General features: G+C 69.7%; 25 protein-coding genes. 13 read left to right on the top strand and 12 right to left on the bottom strand.

Going from position 1 to position 23,833, the window contains the following annotated elements:
* Window positions 1-9 precede the first annotated feature (9 nt).
* The 3 genes from KBZ12_RS02100 to KBZ12_RS02090 are packed head-to-tail and all read right to left on the bottom strand — an operon-like array spanning window position 10 to window position 2,305.
* Entirely contained in the window at window positions 10-1,644 is a 1,635-nt protein-coding gene (locus tag KBZ12_RS02100) for a glycoside hydrolase family 3 N-terminal domain-containing protein (RefSeq protein ID WP_254956052.1), read from the bottom strand.
* Window positions 1,645-1,652: 8 nt separating this feature from the next.
* Entirely contained in the window at window positions 1,653-2,096 is a 444-nt protein-coding gene (gene rbfA / locus KBZ12_RS02095) for a 30S ribosome-binding factor RbfA (protein ID WP_254956051.1), read from the bottom strand.
* Between the two features lie 2 nt (window positions 2,097-2,098).
* Window positions 2,099-2,305, bottom strand: coding sequence for a DUF751 family protein (locus tag KBZ12_RS02090; protein ID WP_254956050.1), 207 nt, complete (start codon window positions 2,303-2,305; stop codon window positions 2,099-2,101).
* Window positions 2,306-2,380: 75 nt separating this feature from the next.
* Between KBZ12_RS02090 and KBZ12_RS02085 the strand changes: the two genes are divergently transcribed.
* Window positions 2,381-3,100, top strand: a complete 720-nt coding sequence (locus KBZ12_RS02085) for a glutathione S-transferase family protein (RefSeq protein WP_254956049.1) — start codon at window positions 2,381-2,383, stop codon at window positions 3,098-3,100.
* A gap of 59 nt (window positions 3,101-3,159) precedes the next feature.
* Complete coding sequence (locus KBZ12_RS02080; RefSeq protein WP_254956048.1) at window positions 3,160-3,420, top strand: chlororespiratory reduction protein 7; 261 nt, start codon at window positions 3,160-3,162, stop codon at window positions 3,418-3,420.
* Between the two features lie 16 nt (window positions 3,421-3,436).
* Here KBZ12_RS02080 and KBZ12_RS02075 read toward each other — a convergent pair whose 3' ends face one another.
* Window positions 3,437-4,036 (bottom strand): shikimate kinase, encoded by a 600-nt coding sequence (locus KBZ12_RS02075; RefSeq protein ID WP_254956047.1) that lies wholly within the window; start codon window positions 4,034-4,036, stop codon window positions 3,437-3,439.
* A gap of 63 nt (window positions 4,037-4,099) precedes the next feature.
* On the opposite strand from KBZ12_RS02075, the gene KBZ12_RS02070 reads away from it, so the two are divergent.
* Window positions 4,100-5,062, top strand: coding sequence for a 6-carboxytetrahydropterin synthase (locus KBZ12_RS02070; RefSeq protein WP_254956046.1), 963 nt, complete (start codon window positions 4,100-4,102; stop codon window positions 5,060-5,062).
* Window positions 5,059-5,742, top strand: coding sequence for a RibD family protein (locus KBZ12_RS02065; RefSeq protein WP_254956045.1), 684 nt, complete (start codon window positions 5,059-5,061; stop codon window positions 5,740-5,742). Before KBZ12_RS02070 ends, KBZ12_RS02065 begins: the two co-directional genes overlap by 4 nt.
* Here KBZ12_RS02065 and KBZ12_RS02060 read toward each other — a convergent pair.
* Window positions 5,724-6,167 (bottom strand): hypothetical protein, encoded by a 444-nt coding sequence (locus KBZ12_RS02060; protein ID WP_254956044.1) that lies wholly within the window; start codon window positions 6,165-6,167, stop codon window positions 5,724-5,726. The genes KBZ12_RS02065 and KBZ12_RS02060 overlap by 19 nt on opposite strands.
* Before the next feature lie 79 nt (window positions 6,168-6,246).
* Here KBZ12_RS02060 and KBZ12_RS02055 point away from each other — a divergent pair, with 79 nt between their 5' ends.
* Both KBZ12_RS02055 and KBZ12_RS02050 read left to right on the top strand, forming a co-directional pair.
* A complete protein-coding gene (locus KBZ12_RS02055; protein ID WP_254956254.1) occupies window positions 6,247-7,476 on the top strand; it encodes a GNAT family N-acetyltransferase in 1,230 nt (409 codons plus the stop codon).
* Window positions 7,439-7,822: a DUF4346 domain-containing protein gene (locus KBZ12_RS02050; protein ID WP_254956042.1), complete on the top strand. Its 384-nt coding sequence runs from the start codon at window positions 7,439-7,441 to the stop codon at window positions 7,820-7,822. The genes KBZ12_RS02055 and KBZ12_RS02050 overlap by 38 nt, the downstream gene beginning before the upstream one ends.
* A 26-nt stretch (window positions 7,823-7,848) precedes the next feature.
* Here the strand turns inward: KBZ12_RS02050 and KBZ12_RS02045 are convergent, their stop codons facing one another.
* Window positions 7,849-8,250, bottom strand: coding sequence for a hypothetical protein (locus KBZ12_RS02045; RefSeq protein ID WP_254956041.1), 402 nt, complete (start codon window positions 8,248-8,250; stop codon window positions 7,849-7,851).
* A gap of 159 nt (window positions 8,251-8,409) precedes the next feature.
* The gene (locus KBZ12_RS02040) at window positions 8,410-10,020 is read right to left on the bottom strand and encodes a B12-binding domain-containing radical SAM protein (protein ID WP_254956040.1); all 1,611 of its coding nucleotides are present in this window, start codon (window positions 10,018-10,020) and stop codon (window positions 8,410-8,412) included.
* Between the two features lie 168 nt (window positions 10,021-10,188).
* Here KBZ12_RS02040 and KBZ12_RS02035 point away from each other — a divergent pair, with 168 nt between their 5' ends.
* The gene (locus tag KBZ12_RS02035) at window positions 10,189-10,308 is read left to right on the top strand and encodes a cytochrome b6-f complex subunit 6 (protein WP_216910333.1); all 120 of its coding nucleotides are present in this window, start codon (window positions 10,189-10,191) and stop codon (window positions 10,306-10,308) included.
* Here the strand turns inward: KBZ12_RS02035 and KBZ12_RS02030 are convergent.
* Window positions 10,295-11,524 (bottom strand): MFS transporter, encoded by a 1,230-nt coding sequence (locus KBZ12_RS02030; protein WP_254956039.1) that lies wholly within the window; start codon window positions 11,522-11,524, stop codon window positions 10,295-10,297. The genes KBZ12_RS02035 and KBZ12_RS02030 overlap by 14 nt on opposite strands.
* Window positions 11,521-12,915 (bottom strand): 30S ribosomal protein S12 methylthiotransferase RimO, encoded by a 1,395-nt coding sequence (gene rimO, locus KBZ12_RS02025; RefSeq protein ID WP_254956038.1) that lies wholly within the window; start codon window positions 12,913-12,915, stop codon window positions 11,521-11,523. The genes KBZ12_RS02030 and rimO overlap by 4 nt, the downstream gene beginning before the upstream one ends.
* Before the next feature lie 125 nt (window positions 12,916-13,040).
* On the opposite strand from rimO, the gene KBZ12_RS02020 reads away from it, so the two are divergent.
* Window positions 13,041-13,973 carry a vitamin K epoxide reductase family protein gene (locus tag KBZ12_RS02020; protein ID WP_254956253.1) on the top strand — a complete coding sequence of 311 codons (933 nt, stop codon included), beginning with the start codon at window positions 13,041-13,043 and terminating at the stop codon, window positions 13,971-13,973.
* A gap of 10 nt (window positions 13,974-13,983) precedes the next feature.
* Here the strand turns inward: KBZ12_RS02020 and nadB are convergent, their stop codons facing one another.
* The 3 genes from nadB to KBZ12_RS02005 form a co-directional block, all read right to left on the bottom strand.
* On the bottom strand, window positions 13,984-15,627 hold the full coding sequence (gene nadB, locus KBZ12_RS02015) for an L-aspartate oxidase (protein ID WP_254956252.1): 1,644 nt from the start codon (window positions 15,625-15,627) through the stop codon (window positions 13,984-13,986).
* Window positions 15,628-15,818: 191 nt separating this feature from the next.
* On the bottom strand, window positions 15,819-16,196 hold the full coding sequence (psbU, locus tag KBZ12_RS02010; RefSeq protein WP_254956037.1) for a photosystem II complex extrinsic protein PsbU: 378 nt from the start codon (window positions 16,194-16,196) through the stop codon (window positions 15,819-15,821).
* Window positions 16,197-16,327: 131 nt separating this feature from the next.
* Window positions 16,328-17,005, bottom strand: coding sequence for a DUF3120 domain-containing protein (locus KBZ12_RS02005; RefSeq protein ID WP_254956036.1), 678 nt, complete (start codon window positions 17,003-17,005; stop codon window positions 16,328-16,330).
* Window positions 17,006-17,157: 152 nt separating this feature from the next.
* Between KBZ12_RS02005 and KBZ12_RS02000 the strand changes: the two genes are divergently transcribed.
* The 5 genes from KBZ12_RS02000 to KBZ12_RS01980 are packed head-to-tail and all read left to right on the top strand — an operon-like array spanning window position 17,158 to window position 23,417.
* Window positions 17,158-18,030 (top strand): undecaprenyl-diphosphate phosphatase, encoded by an 873-nt coding sequence (locus tag KBZ12_RS02000; protein ID WP_254956035.1) that lies wholly within the window; start codon window positions 17,158-17,160, stop codon window positions 18,028-18,030.
* A gap of 55 nt (window positions 18,031-18,085) precedes the next feature.
* On the top strand, window positions 18,086-19,462 hold the full coding sequence (locus tag KBZ12_RS01995) for a TIGR03279 family radical SAM protein (RefSeq protein WP_254956034.1): 1,377 nt from the start codon (window positions 18,086-18,088) through the stop codon (window positions 19,460-19,462).
* A 59-nt stretch (window positions 19,463-19,521) separates the two neighbouring features.
* A complete protein-coding gene (locus KBZ12_RS01990; RefSeq protein ID WP_254956251.1) occupies window positions 19,522-21,198 on the top strand; it encodes a TolC family protein in 1,677 nt (558 codons plus the stop codon).
* Between the two features lie 6 nt (window positions 21,199-21,204).
* Complete coding sequence (locus KBZ12_RS01985) at window positions 21,205-22,599, top strand: BCD family MFS transporter (RefSeq protein ID WP_254956033.1); 1,395 nt, start codon at window positions 21,205-21,207, stop codon at window positions 22,597-22,599.
* Window positions 22,596-23,417 (top strand): inositol monophosphatase family protein, encoded by an 822-nt coding sequence (locus tag KBZ12_RS01980; RefSeq protein ID WP_254956032.1) that lies wholly within the window; start codon window positions 22,596-22,598, stop codon window positions 23,415-23,417. The genes KBZ12_RS01985 and KBZ12_RS01980 overlap by 4 nt, the downstream gene beginning before the upstream one ends.
* The last annotated feature ends 416 nt before the right edge of the window (window positions 23,418-23,833 follow it).

Raw genomic sequence — 23,833 nt, 5'->3', positions numbered from 1 at the left:
GGTGAGGGCTCAGTCGGTGAAGTCCGTGTCAACGGCCCCGCCAGGGGCGAGGCCGAGGCGCCCCAGCAGTTCGCCCTGGGCCAGGGCCATCTGGCCCGGGGACCAGGCGGCCGGCACGCCCGGCTCCAGCAGCGGCTGCAGGGCCTCCCAGGCATAGGGACTGCCGTAGACCGCCAGGCCCGCCAGACGGCCGGCGGCCTGCAGCTGGCGGATCACCGCCGGCCAGGGATCCGGACCGTCGGCCCTGCCGCGGAATGGATTGCCACGCACGAACAGCTGCAGCAGCACCGGACCCTCGCCCAGCCGCTCCAGGGCCAGGGGGGCCTCCCCCTCCCCGCTCCAGGGGGAGGGCCCCTGGCCGTCGATCAGGCAGGCCCGCCATCCCGCGGCCGCCGGCAGGGCCAGGGCCGGAGCACCCGCCGGCAGAAAGGGGCAGCCCAGGCTGTTGTCGAGCCGGATCAGGTTCACCCCGGGGCCGCGCACCGGGCCCTGTCCCTGTCGCTCCAGGCTGCGTTGCACCAGCTCCAGGGCCAGGGCCTGGTCGGCGGGGGAGGGGCCATTGCTGAGCTGGCCCAGGGGGGCGGAGGCGCTGGGGGCGTCGCCGGCGGGGCAGCGGCCCAGGGCCAGGCGCCGCCGCTCCAGGCTGGCCTGCAGCTGCTCCAGAGCCAGCCTGCCGCTGTGGACGGCCGCGACGATGGCGTCGATCGCCCCCTCCGCATCGCCGGGCATCAGCACCAGATCGGCCCCCGCCTCCAGGGCCATCACGGCGGCTTCCGAGGCGCCGTAGCGGCCGGCGATCGACTCCATCACCAGGGCGTCGGTGACGATCAGCCCTTCGAAACCGAGCTCCTGGCGCAGCAACCCAGTGAGCACCGGCCGCGACAGGGTGGCCGGGTGCTCGGCGTCGAGGGCCGGCAGCAGCAGGTGGGCGGTCATCACCGCCGCCACCTCGGCCGCGATGGCGTCCCGGAACGGCGGCAGCTCCACGGCCTCCAGGCGGGCGCGGCTGTGGGGCAGCAGGGGCAGCTCCAGGTGGGAGTCGCTGGCGGTGTCGCCGTGACCGGGGAAGTGCTTGGCGCAGGTGAGTACCCCTTCGGCCTGGGCGCCACGGCAGAAGGCGGCCGCCAGGGCACCGGCGGTGGCCGGGTCTTCCCCCCAGGCCCGCACGTTGATCACCGGGTTGGCCGGGTTGTTGTTGACGTCACAGACCGGGGCGAGCACCCAGTTGAGTCCGAGCTGGCGGGCCTCCCGACCCGTGCAGGCCCCGTAACGCCGGGCCAGATCCAGGGCCAGGGCGGGGTCGGCGGCGTGAATCCGCGACAGGGCCAGGGGCGGCACCAGCCAGCTGGCCCCCTCAAAGCGCTGGCCCACCCCCTCCTCCACATCGGCGCAGAGCAGCAGGGGCTCCCTGGCCCAGGCCGCCAGCTGGCGGGTGCGCAGCCGCAATTCGGCGGCGCTGCCCCCCAGCAGGATCACCCCGCCCACCCCGCGCTGCAGCAGGCGCCGCAGGCTGGCGTTGTCCAGCTCCCAGCGGGGATAGCGCCGCTGGCCATCGGCCGGATGGCCGCTGCAGCGCACCACCAGCAGGGCGGCGACGGCGCGGTCCAGGTCCAGGGCCTGCTGCTGCTCGATCGAGGGCGCCATGGGGCGAGTCAGGCTTCTGAGTCGGAGTCGGAGTCGGATTCGGTGTCGCCCGCCGAATCTGCGGAATCCGCCGGGCCCTCCTCGTCACCGCGCTCGCGCCGTTCCGCCTCCAGGCGTTGCAGCAGCCCCAGCACCGTGTTGCCCTTCTCCAGGCCCCGGTCGAGAACGAAGGCCACTTCCGGTGTGCGGCGCATCTTGAGACGGCGGCCCAGCTCCCCCTTCACGTAGACGGAGGCCGCCTGCAGGCCGGCCATGGCCACCTCCCGATCCTCGGCGCTGCCGAAGATGCTCACGAAGATCTTGCAGTGCTGCAGATCGCCGGCCACTTCGACGCTGGTGACACTCACCATGCCGTGCTGGACCCGCTCGTCCTTGATGCCGCTGATCAGCAGCTCGCTCACTTCCCGGCGGATCAGGGCCGCCACCCGTTCCACCCGTCGGCTCTGTGCCATGACTACGAAACCGGCCCGGTTTGCACCATGGCACGCAGCACCAGGGTGAGGCAGACCATCCCGCTGATCAGCGCGCCCACCAGGGCCACCGCCGTGACCGGGTTGCTGCGCCGCCGGGCCAGGGGTTCGAACACCGAGTTGAACACCCCCAGGCTGAAGGCGATCAGGTAGCGCGGATAGCGGGTCACATTGACGAAAAACTCTTTCATGGCCTCGGCGTCGGTCCTGGTCGGATGCTGGCTACTCTGCCGCCCAGGGCCACGTCCAGCCGTCATCGAGGGTCCATGGAGCTGCATCAGTTCAGACATTCCGCCTTCTGCGAGAAGGTGCGCCTGCTGCTGGCCTGCAAGGGTCTGGACGCCACGATCGTCGAGGTGACCCCCGGCCTGGGGCAGCTGGAGCTGTTCCGTCTTTCCGGCCAGCGGCAGGTGCCGGTGCTGGTCGACGGCGGCGAGGTGATCCCCGATTCCACCGCCATTGCCCTGCACCTGGAGGCCTCCCACCCGCAACCGCCCCTGCTGCCTGCCGATCCCATCGCCCGCGCCAGGGTGCTGCTGCTGGAGGACTGGGCCGACACCGCCCTGGCCCGGGGCGCCCGCCTGGCCCTGCTCCAGGCCGCGGCCGCCGACCCAGTGCTGCGGGCGGCCCTGCTGCCCGAGGCCACCCCGGCGCCCCTGCGTGACCTGGTGGGGGCCCTGCCGGGTGGCCTGATCGGCTCCGCCACCGAGGCGATGCGCGACCTGCTCGGGCCCTGCGAGCTGCGGCAGCTGCACCGCAGCCTCGAGCAGCTCGCCCTGCTGGTGGCCGAGCGTCCCTACCTGGAGGGCGATGCCCTCACCCTGGCCGACCTCGCCGTGGTGGCCCAGCTGTACCTGCTGAAGTTTCCCGTCTGTGCCGGTGCCCCCCTCGCCGGACGGGGCGTCGAAGGCATTGCCGACAACCCCGTGCTCGAGCCCCTGTTCGCCTGGCGCGACCGGTTGCTGGCCGAGGTGGGTCGGGACTGAGGCCCGGCACCGCAGCGGGCTCCGCACCCGCCAGGATGGGCTCCGCTGCTGTCCTGGCCTTGTCCGATCCGCTGCTGCGGGAGCTCGACCATTACGTGGTGCTGGAGCCTGGCCTGGGGGAGCGCATCCTCACCGCGGCCGAAACCCTGCTCTGGCTGGCGGGTCACGTGGAGGCCCTGGGGGATCCTCCTGCTGACCTGGCCGACCTGGCCGATCCGGAAGCCCGCGCCGGTCGGCTGATCGACACCGCCTGTGAGCTGGAGCTGGCGCCGGGTTGCGCGATCCAGTGGTTCGCGGTGCGGCTGGAGCCCCCCGGCTGAGGCAGCCGCAGGGGGCTCAGCCGGGAGCTTCTGGGGGCTGGCGGGGGTCGCGCAGCACCGAGGGCAGGGCCTCCAGCACCTGCAGCGCCACTTCGGAGGGCTGGCCCCCTGCCTGCACCACGGCCAGGTCGGCTTGGGCGTACAGCGGCCGGCGCTCCTGCAGCAGGGCCTGCAGGCGGCCGGCAGGATCGGGAGCGTCGAGCAGGGGCCGCCGGGTGGGATCGGCGGCCAGGCGCCGCAGCAGCTCCGCTTCGGGGGCGTCGAGCCACACCACCACCCCCTGGCGCATGTGACCCCAGTTCTCCGGCCGGGTGACCGCCCCACCGCCGGTGGCCACCACCAGGGAATGCCAGCTGGCGATGCCATTCAGCACGCTGGTCTCGAGGGCGCGGAAGGCCTCCTCGCCATCGCTGCTGAAGATCTCGGCGATCGGCCGACCGGCGGCCTCGGTCAGGGTGGCGTCGGCATCGATGAAGCGATAGCCGAGGGCCTCGGCCAGGGGCCGCCCCACGGCGCTCTTGCCGGCTCCCATCATCCCCACCAGATAGATGTTGAGGCCATCGAGGCGGCGGGCCAGGGCCCGGTGGCTGGGAGAAGCGGCGGCGTCAGGGGCCATGCGGGCGCGGTCGGCGGCATTCCTGACCCCGTTTCTAGGATGGGCGTCCCCTGGCCCTCGGCGATGACCGCAACCCGGTTGACCGCCTCTCCCGCGGCACCTTCCCCCACCAGCGCCGCCCACGGGCGCGGCCGGCCCTGTGTGATCACGCGCCGGGCCACCTTCAGTGCCAGCCACCTCTACCGGCTGCCGGAACTCGACGACGCCGAGAACGCGCGACGCTTCGGCCGCTGCAGCCTGGCCCCGGGCCATGGCCACAACTACGAGCTCACCGTCGCGATGGGCGGTCCCCTCGACGGCGACGGCATGGTGCTCAACCTCTCCGACGTCAAGCATGCCATCCGCCGGGAGGTCAGTGACCCCCTCGACTTCCGTTTCCTCAACGACGTCTGGCCCGAGTTCGACCTCTCCCGGCCCGAAGGGCGGCTGCCCACCACCGAAGCCCTGCTGCTGGCCATCCGCGAACGGCTCGCCCCCCATCTGCCGCTGGTGGCCCTGCGGCTCCACGAACAAACCAACCTCTGGGCCGACGTCCTCTGCGGTCCCACCATTGATCCCATGGAAGCTTTCCTCTCGATCCGCACCCACTTCGCCGCGGCCCACCGCCTGGCCAGGCCGGAGCTCAGCCAGAGCGAAAACGAGGCCATCTACGGCAAGTGCGCCCGCCCCCACGGCCACGGCCACAACTACCTGCTCGATGTCACCGTGCGGGGTCCGATCGATGCGCGCACCGGCATGGTCTGCGACCTGGCCGAGCTGCAGCGACTGGTGGCCGACCTGGTGGTGGAGCCCTTCGACCACACCTTCCTGAACAAGGACGTGGAGCACTTCGCCGGCTGCGTTCCCACGGCCGAGAACATCGCGCTCCACATCGCCGACCTGCTCAGCACCCCGATCGCCGCCACCGGCGCCCGGCTGCACAAGGTGCGGCTGCAGGAGAGCCCCAACAACGCCGCTGAGGTCTTCGCCGAGACGCCGCAGCTGGAGATGCTGCCGGCGGCCCTGGAAGCCCTCGCGGCCGTTTGAGTCCGGCGGCAACGCCGGAGCTGCGGCTCGTGCTGGCGGTGAGCCTCGATGGCCGCCTCGCCCCAGCCGACGGCGGGGCGGCCCAGCTGGGAGGCGCCGGTGACCGGCAGGTGCTGGAGGAGGCTCTGGCCTGGGCCGACGCCGCCCTGGTGGGAGCCGAGACCCTGCGGCGCCACGGCAGCACCTGCCTGATCCACCGGCCCGCGCTGGTCGAGGCCCGTCGCCGCCAGGGACGCTCCCCCCAGCCGATCGCCATCGCCGTCAGCCGTAGCGGCCGCTTGCCCGCCGCTTTGCCCTTCTTCCGCCAGCCCCTGCAGCGCTGGCTGCTGCAGGCTTCTGCGCTGCCCCCCGCGGCCCCTGCGGCTGGCTTCGAGCGCCACCTGCCCCTGGAGAGCTGGGGCCAGGCCCTGGAGGCCCTGGGCGGACTGGGGCAGCGACGGCTCGTGGTGCTGGGGGGCGCGCAGCTGGCGGCCTCCCTGGCGGCCGAAGACCTGCTCGATGAACTCCAGCTCACCGTCTGCCCCCGGCTGCTCGGAGGGGCCCATGGCTGGTTGCCGGCCGACACCCGGGTGGCCCCGGAGGCCCGCGCCGGCTGGCGGCTGGTGGAGCACCGGGCGCTGCCGGGGGACGAACTGCTGCTGCGCTGGCGGCGCCCCGGAGATCAGGGCGCGACCTCCTGAAGGCCGAGGCTGCCGCTGCCAAAACGCTTGCCCAGTTCCCGCAGCGGCATGTCCCGCAGGCTGTCGGTGGGGAGGCCGAACATCCTGGCCAGGCAGCGTTTGACCACTTCTTCGCTGTCATCGCCGAAGCGGCCGCTCACCATCTCGGTGAGCACCCCCAGGCTGCGGCCGCTGTTGTCGGTCTCCTCGATCAGGCATTTGCTGGTGGGTACCGCCAGCTTGCGGCAGGGATCCTGCAGGCTCTTCACCAGATCCACCCGGCCGGCGGAGGCCGTCTCCACGCAGACCCGGGTCAGCTGGTTCTCCAGCTGGGGACGCAGCAGCAGCAGCACCGGGCGCAGCAGCCCGGCCCTGGCGGGCCCCGGGGGCAGGACCAGCGCCGTGGCGGCCGTCAGGAGCATCAGGATCCGCAGGGGCTTGGCCATGGCGGGGGAAAGACGCTCGGTCGCAGGGAATCAACCGTTAGTTTTGCGCCTGCCCCGTCCCCCTGTGTCTTCACCGGCCATGGCCGAGCTGCAAGTCCGTTGGCACAAGGCAACGCAGGACATCCCTGAAGACCAGTGGCAGGCCCTGGTGGGGGGCACCGGAGTGGCCGGGGCCGAGCCGCTGGATCGCCCCTTCTATGGCTGGCGCTGGTTGCACCACCTGGAGGCCAGTGGCAGCATCGTGCCCCGCCAGGGCTGGCAGCCCTGCCATCTGGGGCTCTGGCGCCAGGGGCGGCTGGTGGCCCTGGCGCCCCTGTATCTGAAGGGTCACAGCTACGGGGAGTTCGTCTTCGACCAATCCTTTGCCCAGCTGGCCGGCCAGCTGGGCCTGGGCTACTACCCCAAGCTCGTCGGCATGAGCCCGGTGAGTCCGGTGCAGGGCTACCGCTTCCATGTGGCCCCCGGCGAGGACGCCGCCGCCCTGACGGCGTTGATGCTGGCCGAGATCGACAGCTTCTGCCGGCGACAGCGGATTCTCAGCTGCAACTTTCTCTATGTGGATCCCGCCTGGCAGCCCTTGGCGGAGGCCGCCGGCTGCGCGCTGTGGATCAACCAGCAGAGCGAATGGCGCAACCCGGGCCATGCCGACTTCGAGGCCTATCTGGCCAGCTTCAATGCCAATCAGCGGCGCAACATCCGCCGCGAGCGCCGCTCGGTGGCGGAGGCGGGGCTGACGGTCACCCCCCTGGCGGGCGAGGACATCCCGCCGCAGCTGCTGGAGCGGATGCACGGCTTCTATGAGCAGCACTGCAGCCGCTGGGGTCCCTGGGGCAGCAAGTACCTCACCGAGTCCTTCTTCCAGGCGGCCGCCACCGACCTGCGCCAGCACCTGGTGCTGTTCAGCGCCCACCGGGGTGAGCCGATGCAGCCCCTGGCGATGTCCCTCTGCGTGCACGATGCCACGGGCCTCTGGGGCCGCTACTGGGGCAGTGACATCGAGCTCGACAACCTGCACTTCGAGGTCTGTTACTACGCCCCGATCGCCTGGGCGATCGAGCGGGGCCTGGAGAGCTTCGATCCCGGGGCCGGCGGCAGCCATAAACGGCGCCGCGGCTTCGTGGCCCAGCCCCGGGCCAGCCTGCACCGCTGGTACGACCCCCGCTTCGACGCCATCCTGCGGGAGTGGCTCCCGGGCGCCAACCAGGAGATGCAGCAGGCGATTGCGGCGATGAACGCGGAGCTCCCCTTCACCGCTGCTTACGATCCCCCCCATGCACCGCGACCCGTGCCCACGCCTGAGCCTGGATGAGGCGCTTTCCCAGCGTTTCATCGCCCTCGACCCGTCGGGCTACTTCCTGATCAAGGTGGATGCCGCCGCCGGTGAGCTGGTGGCCGAGCACTACGCCAACGGCATCGATGAGCGGGGGCTGGCCACCGACCCCGACACCGGCGAGGTGATCAGCTGCCGGGGCAGCGACCCGCGCTCGCCGCTGGCCACCTACCGGGGCCGCAGTGCCAAGGAACTCGGCATCGCCCTCACCGAGGCAGAGGGGCCCCATCCCCTGTCGCGGCTCGACCATGCCCTCTACCTGGGCCGGGAGCTGCAGAAGGCCGAGCTCTGCCTGCTGCAGGGCCTGCCCTACGAGCAGGACTAGACGGGCGCATCGGGCGGGGCCCGGACTCAGGCGGAGGCCACGATCCGGCAGCGGCCATTCATCATCAAGGCTCCGCGCCCGCCGCCTTTCTGCATGGCGTTTTCCTGGAAGGTCAGGGCCCGACGGTCAATCGTGGTGTGGTGCTCCACGTCGTGGTGTTGGTCCGGATGCAGCACCGTCTGGGGCTTCAGCGCCGCGATGCCGGGAAGCTGCTGGCTGGTCGGGGCATGGCCCATGGCTACCTCATCGCCGTCATTGTCGGAGAGGTGGAAGTTGTTGGACTCCTTCTCCAGAAACGAGATCTGATCACGGGAGGTTCTCACCGGCAGGGGCTGGCCGTCGGCAAAGCGGACCCGGTCGTCGCCCTGGCCCTCATCCGCCCTGAAATCGATCTGCCCCGTGGGGTCATCGCTATGGCGACAGATCATCGACTGGGGCCCGATGCTGTCCCAGCGACTGAAGGCCAGGGCCTACAGGCCGACACCCCCAATGGAAGCCAGGGCGACGAGCTTGGTGAGCCCAGCGTTCGTGACTTGTGGTTGCCGCATCACTGCGCCTCGTAGGCGTCAGATCAAACGTACCCCGAGCTAGGCGGGCTGCAGTTCGCGGCTGGTGGCGCGGGACCCTTCGGGTGGTTCCGGGGGCAGGGCAGCGAGCTGGTCCTGGATTTCCCGGGTCACCACACCCCGGTACTCCTGGAAGTGCTCGTTGTGGGCGAGGGTCACCAGGAACTGCTCGAGGTTGTTGGGATTGCGGCGCGCGATGGTGAGCAGGGAACGCCAGAAACGGCCGCGGGTGTCACGCTTCAGGCCCTGACGCCAGATCACGATCAGCAGGGCGCGGACATCGGTCCAGCTGGGCAGGCTGGCCTTGCCGAAGGCCGCCGCCGGAACGAACTGTTGCCAGCGGGGTTGGCCCATTTTCAGGTAGTAGTGCGTAACCCGATCGATGTAGGCGTTGGGTTCGTAGAGGCGGCAGAAGGCATCCACGTACTCATTGGCGATCTGGCGGATCGGCCGGGTAGGCACGAAGTTGAGCAGATTCGTCTGGTTGACGCCCTTGGCGTCGGTTTTTTCCTGCACCAGACGGCCCTCTTTCTCCAGCCGATGCCAGAGCCCCGTGTTCGGCAGGGCCTGAAGCATCCCCATCATCGCGGCGGGGATGCCGGTGCGGCTGACGAATTCGACGATCCGATCGCCGGCGCCCTGCTTTTCGCCGTCGAAGCCGATGATGAAGCCCGCCATCACGCGGATGCCATAGGCGGTGATCCGGTCGACCGACTCCTCCAGTGAGCTGCGGGTGTTCTGCAGCTTGCCGGCCGTTTCGAGGCTGGCCTCATCGGGCGTCTCGATACCAAGGAAGACGCTGTCGAAGCGGGCCTCCGCCATCATCTTCATCATTTCGTCGTCGGAGGCGAGATCCACCGAGGCCTCGGTGGCGAAGCTGAAGGGGTAGCCGTGGTCGATCTGCCAGCGCTTGATCGCGGGCAGCAGCAATTTGGCGTTGCGCTTGTTGCCGATGAAGTTGTCGTCGACCAGGAAGATGGAACGCCGCCAGCCCAGGTCGTAGAGGTACTGGAGCTCGGCAACGAGTTGCTCGGGGGCCTTCGTACGGGGTTTGCGGCCGTACAGCACGATGATGTCGCAGAACTCGCACTGGAACGGGCAGCCCCGCGAGAACTGCACCGACATGGAGTCGTAGGCGTCGAGCTCGAGAAGATCGAAGCGGGGGATGGGGGTACCGGTGACGTCAGGCTTTTCGCCATCGGCACTGAAACGTCCCTGGCGGTCGCCGCGCTCGATCGCCTCGATGAACATCGGCAGGGTGATTTCACCCTCGTCGAGCACCTTGAAGTCGGCCAGCTGCAGTTCAGGGGCGTCCGGGGTGGAACTGGCGAAAGGCCCACCCACTGCCACCGGCAGACCCCGCTGCTTCGCCTTGGCGATCTGGGCGGCCATGTCGGCCTTCTGGACAATCATCCCGGAGATCACCACCAGCTCCGCCCAGTTCCACTCCGCTTCGGTCACCTCCCGGACGTTGCGGTCCACCAGCTTCATCTCCCAGGTCTGGGGCAGCAGCGCCGCCACCGTTACCATCCCCAGAGGCGGAAGCAGGACCTTGCGGTTCACCAGCTCGAGGATCTTTTCGTAGCTCCAGAACGTCTTCGGGAATTCGGGATAGATGAAGAGGGTGCGCATGCTGCAGGTGCGTTGTGGAAGGGCCGTGGGCGATTGCGCGGCAGGGGAAGGGGGTGTCTTGAGCAGGTCCCGCTGCGCCGCAACCCTAGGAGGTTTCAGGAAATGTCAGGTCGTTCTACCGCCTCCTCCCGGGCCATGGGGGTGGGAGGGGGCGGATCCTCTGCTGTAATGATCCCGTTCCTCGCAGCAGCGGCCGTGGGTGTGGTGATTTATCTGGCGCTCGTCGGTGGCGGGCTCACCGCCGCCTTCCTGGCCACGGTCGTGCTCAAGGGCGTCAGGCTGATCTGAGCCGCAGGGCTCCGTTCCGCCCCAGTTCCAGCACCCCCACCACCAGCCCCAGGCCGCCGAGCAGGGCGAAGGTGGCCTGGAGTCCCAGGGTCATCGCCAGGGCGGCGGCCAGCAGGCCACTCACCCCGCCGCCGCCCAGGAAGGCGATCTGCCCCAGACCGGCCATGCGGCCGCGCAGGGCCATGGGTGCCCCCACCTGGAGAATCAGGTTTGAGCCGGCCAGCAGGCCCGCCGTGCCGGCACCGATCAACAGGGCCATCGCCAGGGCCACCGTGCCCCTGGAGGCCGCTGCCATCCCCAACTGGGCCAGGGCCACCACCACGGCGCAGCCCCCCAGCAGAAGCACCGGGCGCTCGCTCAGGGCCAGGCTGTTGCGCTGCAGCACCACACCGCCGGCGATGCTGCCGGCCGCCAGCACGCTGGTGAACAGGCCGAGGGCCTGCGGCGAGGGCCCGACCACGTCGGCGGCGATCAGGGGGGCCAGGCCCGGATGGAAGAAGCCCACCAGGCAGGCCACGGTGGTGAAGCGCAGCACGTGGCGCAGGGTGGAGCCGCAGTCCCGCCAGGCGGCACCGAGGCTGGCCCCGTCACCCCCGGCGCTGCGCTGCTCCAGCTCCCAGTGGGGCCGCAGCAACCAGATCACGGTGGCGATCGGCAGCAGGTAGGACGCCGCATCGATCGCCAGGGCCATGGCGGGTCCGGAGAGGGCCACAAGCCAGCCTCCCAGCGGAGGGCCCACCAGCTTGCCGACGTTGAACACGACCGAGAAGCTGGCCAGATAGGGCGCCACCTGCTCCGGCCGTTCCACCAGCAGGGAGCAGTACTTGCTGCGAGCTGTGAGCTCAAAGGAGCTGGACACGCCCACCACCAGCGTGCTCAGCAGCAACAGGACCACCTGCCCCGTTCCCTGCAGCAGGGGAATGGCCAGGGCCCCCAGGGCTGCACCACCGAACAGTCCCCATTGGGAACGGATCAGCATGGTTTCGCAGCCCAGCCGATCGGTGAGCACCCCCGCCCGGCCGCTGACCAGCAGGCTGGGCAGGGCCAGGGCGGCGAAGTGCAGGGCCAGCAGCAGCGGGTTGCCGGTGCCGGCCATCAGGATCCAGCCCTTGGCCGTCAGCCCGGCGAAGGATCCGGAGGTGCTCAGGCCGGAGGCGAGCAGGAAAAGGGGGCGTTGGTGCCGTCGCAGCCAGCCGTCTCCGTTGCCGGGACTCAAGCCCGGCTCCGCGTGGCGTCCTGGGCCTCACGCACCATCACGCCGGCCCCCACCACCACGCCACGCAGGTCATAGGTGTCGGCGGCGGTGATCCGCACCGGCACCATCGTCCCGGGTGCGGCGCAGAGTCCACCCTCACCGGGGCTGACATGCACCTCGCCGTCCACCTCTGGGGCGAAGCGGGCGCAGCGGCCCAGCATCTCGCCGCTGGAGGGGTTCTCCTGCTCGATCAACACATCCACGATCCGGCCCACCCAGGCGCCGTTGCGCTCGGCGGCGATCGGTTGCTGCAGGGCCATCAAACGGTCCCGCCGCTCGCTGGCGATCTCCGGCGGCACGGGGTTGCTCAGTTCGGCGGCGGCGGTGCCGTCCTCCGGGGAGAAGGTGAACACGCCCACGTGGTCGAAGCGTTGCTCGGCCACGAACGCCAGCAGATGCTCGAACTGCTCTTCCGTTTCCCCAGGGAAACCGACGATGAAGGTGGTGCGCAGCACGGCGTCGGGCAGCTGGTCGCGGATGCGCTGCAGCAGGGCGCCGTTGACCCCGGTCTGCCAGGGACGGTTCATGGCCCGCAGCACCTCCGGGTGGCTGTGCTGCAGGGGGAGATCGAGGTAGGGCAGGACGTTGGGGATATCCCGGTAGGCGGTGAGCACGGTGTCGGTGAGGCCGGTGGGATAGGCGTAGTGGACCCGGATCCAGGGAATCTCCACCTCCCCGAGGGCCCTCAGCAGGTCGTCGAGGCGCGGCTTGCCGTAGAGATCCAGTCCGTAGTTGGTGGTGATCTGGCTGATCAGGATCAGCTCCTTGACGCCCTGGGCGGCCAGTTGGTGGGCTTCGGCCACGATCGATTCGATCGTGCGGGAGCGCTGGTCGCCCCGCAGCCTGGGGATGATGCAGAAGGCGCAGCGGTAGTCGCAGCCTTCGGCCACCTTCAGGTAGGCCACCGCCTCGGAGGTGGTGCGGTAGCGGGGCAGGTGTTCGTCGCCCACGAAGGTGGGCACCGCGCTGACCCTGTTGACCCGCTCCCCGGCCTCGACCCGCTCCAGCACCTCCACGATGTGCTGGTAGTCGCCGGTGCCGACGATCGCCTTCGCTTCCGGCAGGGATTCGAGCAGTTCCTGTTGAAAATGCTGGGCCAGGCAGCCGGCGATGATCAGTTCCTTGCCCTGCTCGGCCAGTTCCACCAGGGTTCGCACCGATTCGGCGCGGGCGTCCTGGATGAAGCTGCACGTGTTCACCACCACCACCCGCGCCTCGCTTTCGTCGGCACTGACGCCGTAGCCGGCCTCGGCCAGCAGGCCGAGCATGTGCTCGGTGTCCACCCGATTCTTCTCGCAACCCAGGTGGGTGAAGGCCACGGTGGGCCGTTCTCGGCTGGGCTGGGGGGACATGCTGCTGCGGGTGGAAAGGGGAACGGGCCGGCGGGCCGGCACCAGGGGCGTGGGCGCAAACGCCGATGTCCACCCTATGCAAGCCCCCGCGGCTGCGAGAATCGACCCGCGACACGTCCGTGCCTGTGACTTCCACCCGCCTCGCCAGCCGCCTCACGACGCGCCGCCGACCCGAGCCGGGTCGGCGCTGGGCGCGGGTGGTGATGGCCGTGCTGGCCACCATCGGCGTGATCGACACCGGATCGATCACCCTGAATCGCTGGGGGGTGATCGGCAGCCTCTCCTGCCCTGGAGGGGCCGAGGGTTGCGACAAGGTGCTCAACAGCCCCTGGGGGAGTGTCTTCGGCCAGCCCCTGTCCCTGTTCGGTCTGCTGGCCTACGGGTCGGTGCTGGTGATGGCGTTGCTGCCGCTGGTGCTGAAGGGCGAGGCCCGCACCCGCGTCAATGGCCTCAGCTGGTGGGGCCTGTTCCTGCTCAGCGCCGGCATGGCGATCTTCAGCCTCGTGCTGGTGGGGGTGATGGCCTTTCAGATCAAGGCCTTCTGCACCTTCTGTCTGATGTCGGCCTTGATCAGTGTGGCGTTGTTTGTGCTGAGCCTGATCGGCGGCGAATGGGAGGACGCTGGGGCCCTGATCTTCCGCGGCGTGCTCACCGCCCTGGCCGTCGGCCTGATCGGGCTCGGTTGGGCCACCTCCATGAATCGCCCCGAGGCCACCACCGGCCCCGGCATGCCGATCCCGGTGGTCGCCGCCAGCACCCCGGCCACCCTGGCCCTCGCCGAACACCTCACCGCCTCCGGAGCGGTGATGTATTCGGCCTACTGGTGCCCCCATTGCCACGACCAGAAGGAACTCTTCGGCAAGGAGGCAACGGCGAAGCTCAAGATCGTCGAATGCGCGCCCGATGGCCGCAACAGCCAGGCGGCGCTCTGCGCCAGCAAGAACATCCAGGGCTTCCCCACCTGGGAGATCAAGGGCCAGCTGGATTCCGGCCAGAAGACCCTCGCCCAGCTCGCCGCCCTGAGCGGCTTCAAGAATCTTGCAGCCCCCGTCAACTGAGGCCTTCCCCTCAGGCCTGGCCCACCGGACCGGTGAAGGGGGATCGGCCCCGTTCCTGCAGCGTGTGACGCCGCCAGAACGGCTGGGGGGTCGGGGCATCGGTGCGGTGATGGCCGCCCCGGCTCTCCACCCGGAAGGCGGCGGCCTCCATCAGCAGCTCCGCCAGCACCAGCCGCTGGCGCAGATCCTGCAGCAGCAGCAGGCGGCGGCCCTGGTCCGTCGTCAGCTGCAGCTCCTGATCGGGCGGCAGATCGTGGGCCCGGCGCAGCAGGGGGGAACGCTCATGGCCGGAGCGTTCGCTGCGGACCCGGCGCAGGGCGTCGATCAGATCCACCCCGCGCCGCTCCACCCCGGCCACCTGCCAGCACAACCGCCGCAGATCGCCGATTGAAGCGATCAGGCTGGCCTCGTCCGGGCAGGCCTGCAGTTCAGCCTGGCTGAGCGGCGGGGCCGCGGCGGCCGTGCCCTGCTGCTCAGGGGGGAGGGGCTGGGGGCACAGATGGCGTAGCCGGCGGGCGAAGACCAGGCATTCCATCAGGGAGTTGCTGGCCAGGCGGTTCGCCCCGTGGACCCCTGTGCTGCCCACTTCACCCACGGCAAAGAGACCGTCCAGGCTGGTGGCGGCCTGCAGGTCGGTGCCGACGCCCCCCATCCAGTAGTGGGCGGCCGGCGCCACGGGGATCGGGGCGTCGCAGGGCGACAGCCCCAGCTCACGGCAGCGGCGCAGGATGGTCGGAAACTGCCGGTCGAGACGTTCGCGGCCCACTGGCCGCAGGTCGAGCCACAGGTGGGTCACCCCCTGCTCCGCCATGCAACGGGCCAGGGCGCGGCTCACCTGGTCCCGGGGGGCGAGGTCGCCCCCCTCCAGTTGCGCCACCGGAGAGCGGCCAGCCCCGTCGAAGAGCCGCGCCCCCTCGCCGCGCACGGCTTCGCTGATCAGGAAATGGGGGGCGTCCGGCAGCATCAGTGCCGTGGGGTGGAACTGCACGAACTCCAGGTCCCGCACCCTGGCCCCGGCGCTCCAGGCCATGGCCACGCCATCGCCGCTCGCCTGGGTCGGGTTGGTGGTGTGGGCAAACAGATGGCCGCCGCCGCCACTGGCCAGCACCACCGCACCGGCCCGCAGCCAGCGCAGGCGGTCGCCTTCCAGCACCTGCAGTCCGACGCAGCGGCCGTTCTCCACCCACAGTTGCAGGGCGGGAATGCCTTTGCGTTGCTCCAGCCCCGGCCGGCGCCGCACCTCCCGCTCCAGGGCATCCACCAGCGCGCCACCGGTGCGGTCCTGGGCGTGCAGCACCCGGCGGTGGCTGTGGGCGGCTTCGAGGGTGGTGCTCAGGCCCTGGGGGGTGCGGTCGAAGTCCATGCCCAGTTGCACCAGCCGCTCGACGCAGGCGGGCGCTTCCCGTACCAGCACGTCCACCGCCTCCGGATCGCACAGGCCGGCTCCGGCCTTGAGGGTGTCGGCGATGTGGCTGGCGAAGCTGTCGTCGGCTCCGGTCACGGCGGCGATGCCGCCCTGGGCCCAGCGGCTGGCGGACGGTGGGCTGCTGGATTTGCTGAGCAGCAGCACCTTCAGCTGGGCAGGCAACTCCAGGCAGGTCATCAGTCCTGCGGCGCCACTGCCCACCACCACCACATCCCAGTGGCAGGCCATGCGTGGATCCGGCTCATCCAAGCGGCTGCTTCACCCCGTTGCACCGTGACTTGTGGTGGAGAGCCTATGGGACGGGCGGCGGCCGTCTGCCACCCACAAAAAAAACCGCCGTGCTGACGGCGGTTCGCAGAGGATGGTGAGGGGACGGTGGTTGGCAGGGGCTGCCAGGGATCGCCGCGCCGTCCGAGGGATCAGCGGTAGACGCCGTCGTTGATGCGATCGAAGCCCTCGTTGAGGGCGATCGCGGGCGGGGTCACGGTGAAGTTGTCCTTGTACTTGTTGAACAGCTCCTTCTGGCGATCGGTCAGATCCAGACCCAGCACGTCGTCGACGCTGTCGTAGGGCCCGCCGAGAACGATCTTGCCGGCCAGGGTCGGGTACATGCCGGGGTACTGCTGGAAACGACGCACTGAAGCGTTGTTGAGATCCACCTTGCCGACGCTCTCGGCGAGCTTGTCGTCGATCTCGTTGCGGCGTTCCGCGGCGAGGGCGGCACCGGGCAGAACCAGGGTCATGAGCAGACCGGCCAGGACCACACCACTCATCAACCAGGCAAGCAGCCGCTTCATCACGACACTCCGTTTAGGGGAAGAACCAGGGGACCCTGGCAGGGACAGGGCGGTGATCCGCAGACCACCCGTGCAACGTTACAGAAACCCCCCTGGTCTCCCCACGCCGGAGGCTCCGCTTTTGCAGATCTTCAGATCAGGCCGCTGAGGTGGGGGGCCAGCAGGGCCGCCCCCAGGAACAGGGCGTCGACGGCCAGGGTGGTGCCCAGGGCTGCGGCGGCGACCCGCCAGGCGCCTCCTTGGCTCCAGAGGCGGCGGCAGATCAGCACCAGCAGGCTGGCCGTCAGGCCGACGAGGGCCAGCGGCCAGGGCTGCAGCACCTGGATCGCGGCACCCTGCAGCAGCAGGGGCGCTTCGGCCAGAGGGGCATTGAGAACCTGGGGCCAGAGGTCCATGAGTCCGGCGGCGGCCATGACCCCATCGGTGCTCGCGGTGCCGAGCAGGGAGCCCAGATAAAAGGCGCCCGCCAGCCGCCAGCGGCCCCCGAGGCCCGCCACCGCCAGGGGCAGGGCGAAGGCCTCGATCGGCAGATGCATCACCGGGTGAAGCCGGACCCAGCCCCAGAACAGGCAGCCGCCCAGCCAGCTGCCGCAGAAGCCCACCAGCAGCACACCCAGTTGCTGCCACTGGCCCTGTCCCCGGCGCTCCAGAAGGAGGGCCAGGGCCATCAGGGGGAGGGTGAACAGGGCCGCCGCCATGGGCGCGGCCCGCACCCAGGGGGCCTGCAGGAACACCGGCACGGTGACCAGAAGGGCGGCCGTCAGGGGCAGCACGGCCGCGGCCGGTATGGCTGGCGCGGCCGCAGCCATCCGCAGTCCCGGCAGGGCCGGGGGGCGGGTCGAAAGGGTGGGTGGGACCCCGAGCAACTGGTTGTGAAGAAAGTTGTGCAACCTTAAAGGGATCGGGGGGTGCTTCCGTGACCCGTCCGGCCATAGGGTCGGCCGCAGTATCGGCTCCCCCCATGCCGCTGGTCGCCACGGCCTCCTCCCTGCCCCTGGTCGAGGCCTGCTGGCACGCCCTCGTTTTGGGGGTCGTTCAAGGGCTCACGGAGTTCCTGCCGATCAGCAGCACGGCGCACCTCAAGGTGGTCCCGGTGTTCCTGGGCTGGGGTGATCCCGGGGTGGCGTTCACGGCCGTGATCCAGCTGGGCAGCATCGCCGCGGTGCTCGGCTACTTCCGCAAGGATCTGGCCGAGGTGGGCACCGGCGTGGCCCGCGCCTTCCGCCACGGCCAGTGGAACGATCCACCGGCCCGGCTGGGGGTCGCGATCGTCCTGGGCACGGTACCGATCCTGCTGGCCGGTCTGGCCATCAAGGTGCTGCTGCCCAGCTACGAGACCTCCCCCCTACGCAGCCTGACGTCGATCGCCATCGTCTCGATCGTGATGGCGCTGCTGCTGGCGCTGGCCGAACTGGTGGGTCGTCGCCGCCGCCTGCTCGAGGCCGTCACCCCCCGGGACGGTCTGCTGGTGGGACTGGCCCAGGCCCTGGCCCTGATCCCCGGCGTCTCGCGCTCGGGCAGCACCCTGACGGCGTCGCTGTTTGATGGCTGGCAGCGCTCCGACGCGGCGCGTTTCTCCTTCCTGCTGGGCATTCCCGCCATCACCCTGGCCGGACTGGTGGAGCTCAAGGCCGCCTTCGGCTCGGTCGAAACGGGCGGTGTGATTCCGATGCTGGTGGGCATCGCCGCGGCGGCGGTGGTTTCCTGGCTGGCGATCGCCTGGCTGCTCCGCTTCCTGCAGCAGAACAGCACCTGGATCTTCGTGATCTACCGACTGCTGTTCGGGCTGGTGATCCTGCTCGGGTTCCGGGGGCTGGAGGGCGTCACACCCTGAGGGGGTGGGGCCGCCACACTGAAGCCACAGTCCTGTCGCCCTCGCCGTCACCCCCGTGTGGAAGGAGCCCTCCCTTGCCCTTGCCGGGCCCGTCACCCAGCCCCGGCCCGCCCTTGTGGCCACGGTGGAGCCCGGCTCGATCGCTGAGGAGCTGGGCTTTCAGCCCGGTGATCGCCTGCGCAGCATCAACGGGATCCGGCCGCGGGACCTGATCGACGTCCAGGTGCTGCAGGGGGAGGAGGAACTGGTGCTGGAGGTGGAGGACCCCGACGGCACCCTGCATGTGGTGGAGCTGGAGAAGGATCTGGATGAAGGGCTGGGGCTGGGCTTCAGCGAGGCCCTGTTCGACGGCCTGCGCCAGTGCAACAACCACTGCCCCTTCTGCTTCATCGACCAGCAACCGCCGGGGCGGCGCGACAGCCTTTACCTAAAGGACGACGACTACCGGCTCAGCTTTCTCTACGGCTCCTATCTCACCCTCACGAACCTGACGCCGGCCGACTGGAGCCGGATTGAGGAGCAGCGTCTCTCCCCCCTGTTCGTCTCGGTCCACGCCACCGACCCGGAGCTGCGCAGCCGCCTCCTGGTCAACCCGCGGGCCGGCCTGCTGCTGGAGCAGCTGGCCTGGTTCGCCGAGCGGCGCCTCCAGATCCACGCCCAGGTGGTGGTGTGTCCGGGGCTGAACGACGGCGAGGCCCTGGAGCGGACCCTCACCGACCTGGCGCGCTTCGCCACCGGGCCCTGGCCGGCGGTGCTCTCCACGGCCGTGGTTCCCGTAGGCCTGACCCGGTTCCGGCCGGATGGGGACGCGCTGCGCCCGGTCGACCCCGCCGGGGCCCTGGAGGTGATCGCGCGGGTGGAGAGGCTGCAGCCCGCCTTCCAGGCCAGCAGCGGCAGCCGTTTCGCCTGGCTGTCCGATGAGTGGTTCCTGATTGCCGGCCGGCCCCTGCCGCCGCGGGCCAGCTACGAGGATCTGCCCCAGCAGGAGAACGGCGTCGGCAGCATCCGCGCCTTCCTGGAGGACCTGGAGGGCGCCACCCGGGAGCTTCCCGCCAGCATCCCCACCCCGCGCCGCTGCAGCTGGGTGGTGGGCCGCCTCGTGGCCGAGGCCCTGCAACCGGTGGTGGAGCGGCTCAACCGGGTCGAGGGGCTGGAGCTGGTCCTCCATGGCCTGCCCAGCCCCTACTGGGGCCAGGAACAGGTGGTCACCGGGCTGCTGACCGGCTCCGATCTGATCGAGGGGCTCAGCAACCGTGACCTGGGGGAGGAACTGCTGCTGCCGCGGGTGATGCTGCGGGAGGGGGAGGAGGTGTTTCTGGACGACACCACGCTCGCCGACCTGCGCGACCGTCTGCCTGTGCCGGTCCGGTTGCTGGGGGGTGCGGACGATCTGGTGGCCGGCTGCCTCGGCACCCCACGGGGAGGTGCTTAAGCTCGGGCGGAAGCGAACGGTCCAACGTGAGGCGCCAACCACTCCTGCTCGCGGCACTGGTGGTGCTCCCGTCGGTTGGCTTCCAGACACTGCCGCTGCGCGCCCAGACGGCTCCGGCCCCCGCCAGCCCGGTCCTTCCAGCTCCCGAGGCCCTGCCCCTGGCCCCGGAGGTCAAGGGACCGCGGCCGAAATCGAACCCCAGCGTGCTGGCTCCCGCCGCCAAGGAGTTGCCGCCCGCCCTGCTGGATCTGAAGGCTCCCAATCCCTTGGCCCTGCCGGTCAAGCCCTCCCAGGTGCGCATCCGGGAACTGCGGCCCCTCGGCCTGGCCGATGTGGAAACCCTGGTCGAAGTCAACAATCCCGAGCTCAAGGCGATCGCCAGCCAGGTGGAGCAGGCCCAGTCGGCCCTGCGCGCCCAGATCGCCCTCTGGTATCCGACCATCCAGCTGAATGCCAACAGCCTGCCCACCTACACCGGCGGTCAGCAGTTCAGCAGTGCCTTCACGGGCACCGGCCAGGAGCAAGGCAACACAATCACCAGCATCTGGCGGATGCAGGCCGTTCTCCAGGCCAGCTGGGGCCTGATCAACCCCACGCGCACACCGCAGATCGCCGCGGCCCGTGACCGGTTTGAGCAGGCCAAGAACCAGTACCTGATCGGTCTGCGGACCCGCCGCCTGGAGGCCGCGGAGGCCTTCTTTAATCTTCAGGTTTCCGATGAGACGGTCCGCATCGGCCAGGAGTCGGTGCGATCGTCGCTGGTGAGTCTGCGGGATGCCAAGGCCCGCTTCCAGGCCGGCGTGGCCACCAAGCTGGAGGTGCTGGAAGCCGAAACCCAGCTGGCCCGCGACCAGCAGGTGCTCACCCAGGGTCTGGCCGACCAGGCCATCGCCCGCCGCGCCCTGGCCGCCCTGCTCGATCTGCCCCAGGACGTGACGCCCACCTCCAAGGAGCCGTCGCGGGTGGTGGGCTCCTGGCTGCCCTCGCTGCAGGAGAGCATCATCGCGGCCTACGCCTTCCGGGAGGAGCTCGACAATGTCCTGCTCAACATCTCCATCGCTAACAGCGAAGCGAACACCGCCCTGGGCCAGGTCCAGCCCTTCCTGAACATCGCCTACGGCCTCACCGGGGGTCGAACCAGTGGTGTCCAGTTCGCCAACCGCAGCACCCCAGGTGTGAACTTCGGCAATGACAGCTGGTCGGTGGAGAATACGGTGGGCCTGAACCTCAGCTGGTCCCTCTTCGATGGCGGTGCCGCCAGGGCCAACTATCGCCGCCAGAAGCAGGTGGCCCAAGAGAACAGCTTCCGGTTCGCCCAGCAGCGGGACGCCATCCGCCAGCAGGTGGAAACCAATTTCTACGAACTCGAGAAGAACAACCGCAACATCACCACCACCTCCCGCGAGGTGATTTCCACCAGGGAGTCCCTGCGTCTGGCCCGCCTGCGCTTCCAGGCCGGCGTCACCACCCAGCGGGAGGTGGTGGACACCCAGCGCGACCTCACCCAGGCAGAAGTGCGCTGGTCGACGGCCATCTCCGACTACAACAAGGCCCTGGCCCGGCTGCGGCGCTTCACCGGCCTCGACCAGGTCGGCCTCTGCCAGCGTCAGTCCCTTCCCGCCACCAGTCCCAAGCCGGCAGGCGCCTCTGAGATACCGGTGGAGCCCCAGCCCCTGATTCCGGCCTGCCGTGCCGGCAGCCCGATCGGGTCTGAGGCGATGCCGCCGGGGTCCTGAGGCCCGTTGTCGCCCCATCTCCGCTCCGGTCTGACCCTCCCCGCCACCGTGCGCCTCGGACTCTTCCAGGGATGTCTTGGCTGTCTGGCGGTGATCTTTTCCGGCCTGCTCAATCGGATCATGCTCAGTGAGCTGGACTTTCCCGGGCTGCTGGTGGGTGGCGCCCTGGCTTTCGAGCAGTTCGTGGCCCCATCGCGGGTGCTGTTCGGCCAGATCTCCGATGCCCATCCCCTGGCGTCCCGTCACCGGGTTCCCTACGTGCTGATCGGCACGGCGGCGTTCTGCCTGCTGGCGGTGCTGTCGGTGCCCCTGATCTTCCAGGTGGGACGCCTGCTGCAGGACGGCAGCCAGCCCGGCCTCGCCCTTGGCATCGCAGCCCTCTGCGGCCTGTTCGCCCTGTACGGCCTCGCGATTTCCATTGCCACCACCCCCTATCTGGCCCTGGTGATCGACCGCACCAGCGAACAGGAACGGCCCCGGGCGGTGAGCATCATCTGGTGCATGCTCACCGTCGGCATCGTCATCGGTGCGGTGTCCATCGGCGTGAGCCTGCGCTCCCTGGATGGGGTCAGCGATCCAGTGGTGCTCCAGGCGGTCCTCTCCCGCTTCATGACGATCGTGGCCGCCGCCGTGATGCTTCTCACCGTGGTGGCCACCTGGGGAATGGAGTCGCCCCTGCGCGAGCGCAGCGACGGCCTACCGGCCAGGCGGGAGGACGCCATCGGCCTGCGGCAGTCCTGGACGCTCATCACCTCCAGCCGCCAGGTGCTGATCTTCTTTTCCTTCCTGATCCTGTTCACCCTGGCCCTGTTCCTGCAGGATCCGGTTCTCGAGAGCTACGGCGCCCAGGTCTTCGCCATGCCGATCGCCGCCACGGCCCAGCTCAACGCCTTCTGGGGTGTGGGCACCCTGGTGGGCCTGCTGCTGGCGGGACTCTGGGTGGTGCCAGTGATGGGCAAGATGGCCACCGCCCGGCTCGGCTGCCAGCTGATCGCCCTGTCCCTGCTCCTGCTGCTCGTGGCGGGTCTGACGGCCAAGATCCCCTTTCTTCAGGCCGTGATGGTGCTGTTTGGACTGGCGGCTGGCATCGGCACCAACAGTGCCCTTTGCCTGATGCTCGACCTGACCCTGCCCCAGGCCGCCGGCACCTTCGTCGGGGTCTGGGGCCTGGCCCAGGCTCTGTCACGGGCCATTGGCAAGCTGCTCGGCGGTGGCCTCTACGACATCGGCCGCTCCCTGCCGCTGGGGGATGGCCCGTATGGGCCCTTCGCCCTTGTCCTGGGTGTGGAGTTGCTGGTGGCCCTGGCGGCCCTGGTGCTGCTCGCCCGTGTCAATGTTCGCCAGTTCCGGGAGGACACCTCCCGCAGCCTCAGCCAGGTCCTGGAGCTGGAACTCGGATGACATCCCTATCCCCGCACCTGCTCGATCCCCGCCTGGAGGCCCTGATCGATCGGGTCGCCGAGCGACAACGCGCCGATTTCGGCCACAGCCAGCCCGATCTGAAGGCCGATGGTTCCTTCATCACCGCCTGTGATCGCTGGAGTGATGCCACCCTGGTGGAGGGGCTGGCCCAGCTGTTCCCGGGGGAAGGGGTGCTCAGCGAGGAAGGCCGGCAGCAGGTGCCCGCCACCCCGGCGTACTGGGTGGTGGATCCCCTCGATGGCACCACCAACTTCGCCGCCGGAATTCCCTACTGGGCGATCTCGATCGCCCGCTTCGAGGCCGGAGTGCCGGTGCTGGCGATCCTTGATGTGCCACCGCTGCGGCAGCGAATCGTGGCCATCCGGGGACAGGGTGCCTGGCGCAACGGCAATGCCATTCCGCCCCCGGCCGAGCAGGTGCACAACGCCGGCTGTGCCTCCCTCTGCAGCCGATCGATCCGGGTGCTTCAGAAACTGCCGGATCGGCCATTCCCCGGCAAGATCCGCCTGCTGGGCGTGGCCAGCCTGAACCTGGTGTCGGTGGCCATGGGCCAGACGATGGCGGCGCTGGAGGCCACACCAAAGATCTGGGACCTGGCGGCGGCCTGGCTGGTGCTGGAGGAACTGGGCTGTCCCCTGCGCTGGCTCGGACCAAGCCCACAAGGACTGCAGGCCGGAACAGACCAAGCCCAGACGGATTTCCCTGTGCTGGTGGCCAACCGGCAGGAGACTCTGGAGCGCTTCATGCCCTGGGCCGAAGCGCTGGAGGCGAAGGCCCCGCCGAAGCAGGTGGTATGATTTTGGACTGCGCCCCAGAGAGCGAGAGCTCGAGCGGGGAGCAGGCTTACGAGATCAAGAGGCGCGAGCCGACGGTGTTGTAAGTTTTCTGAGTCGCCGGGAGGCGACGCGCCGCGAGAGCCCCGGAAGGGGTGGAGCGGTAGAACCTGGACAACCAAAAAAGTTTAGGAACTGACGCTTCCACTGCGTCGGTTGCGGCTGGAAGTGAGGAGCGAATTCGGGAGACCGTAAACGCCTGAGCCGAAAGTGCCTGTGTCCTTCGCTACGGCGAGGGGAAGAGGAGTCCCTGGAAGGGGAGGCAACGGACGAAGAGCGGTGGAGGTGTGAGGTCCCGTCAAAAGAAACAAGCGACGGGTTGAAGCAACCAAGGAGCAGCAGAGCGTTCTCACGACGCGCTGAGGCTTGGAGCGGCGCCA

Source organism: Cyanobium sp. Cruz CV13-4-11, assembly GCF_024346055.1.
Taxonomy (GTDB): domain Bacteria; phylum Cyanobacteriota; class Cyanobacteriia; order PCC-6307; family Cyanobiaceae; genus Cyanobium.
This window is presented reverse-complemented; position numbering and strand designations above follow the sequence as displayed.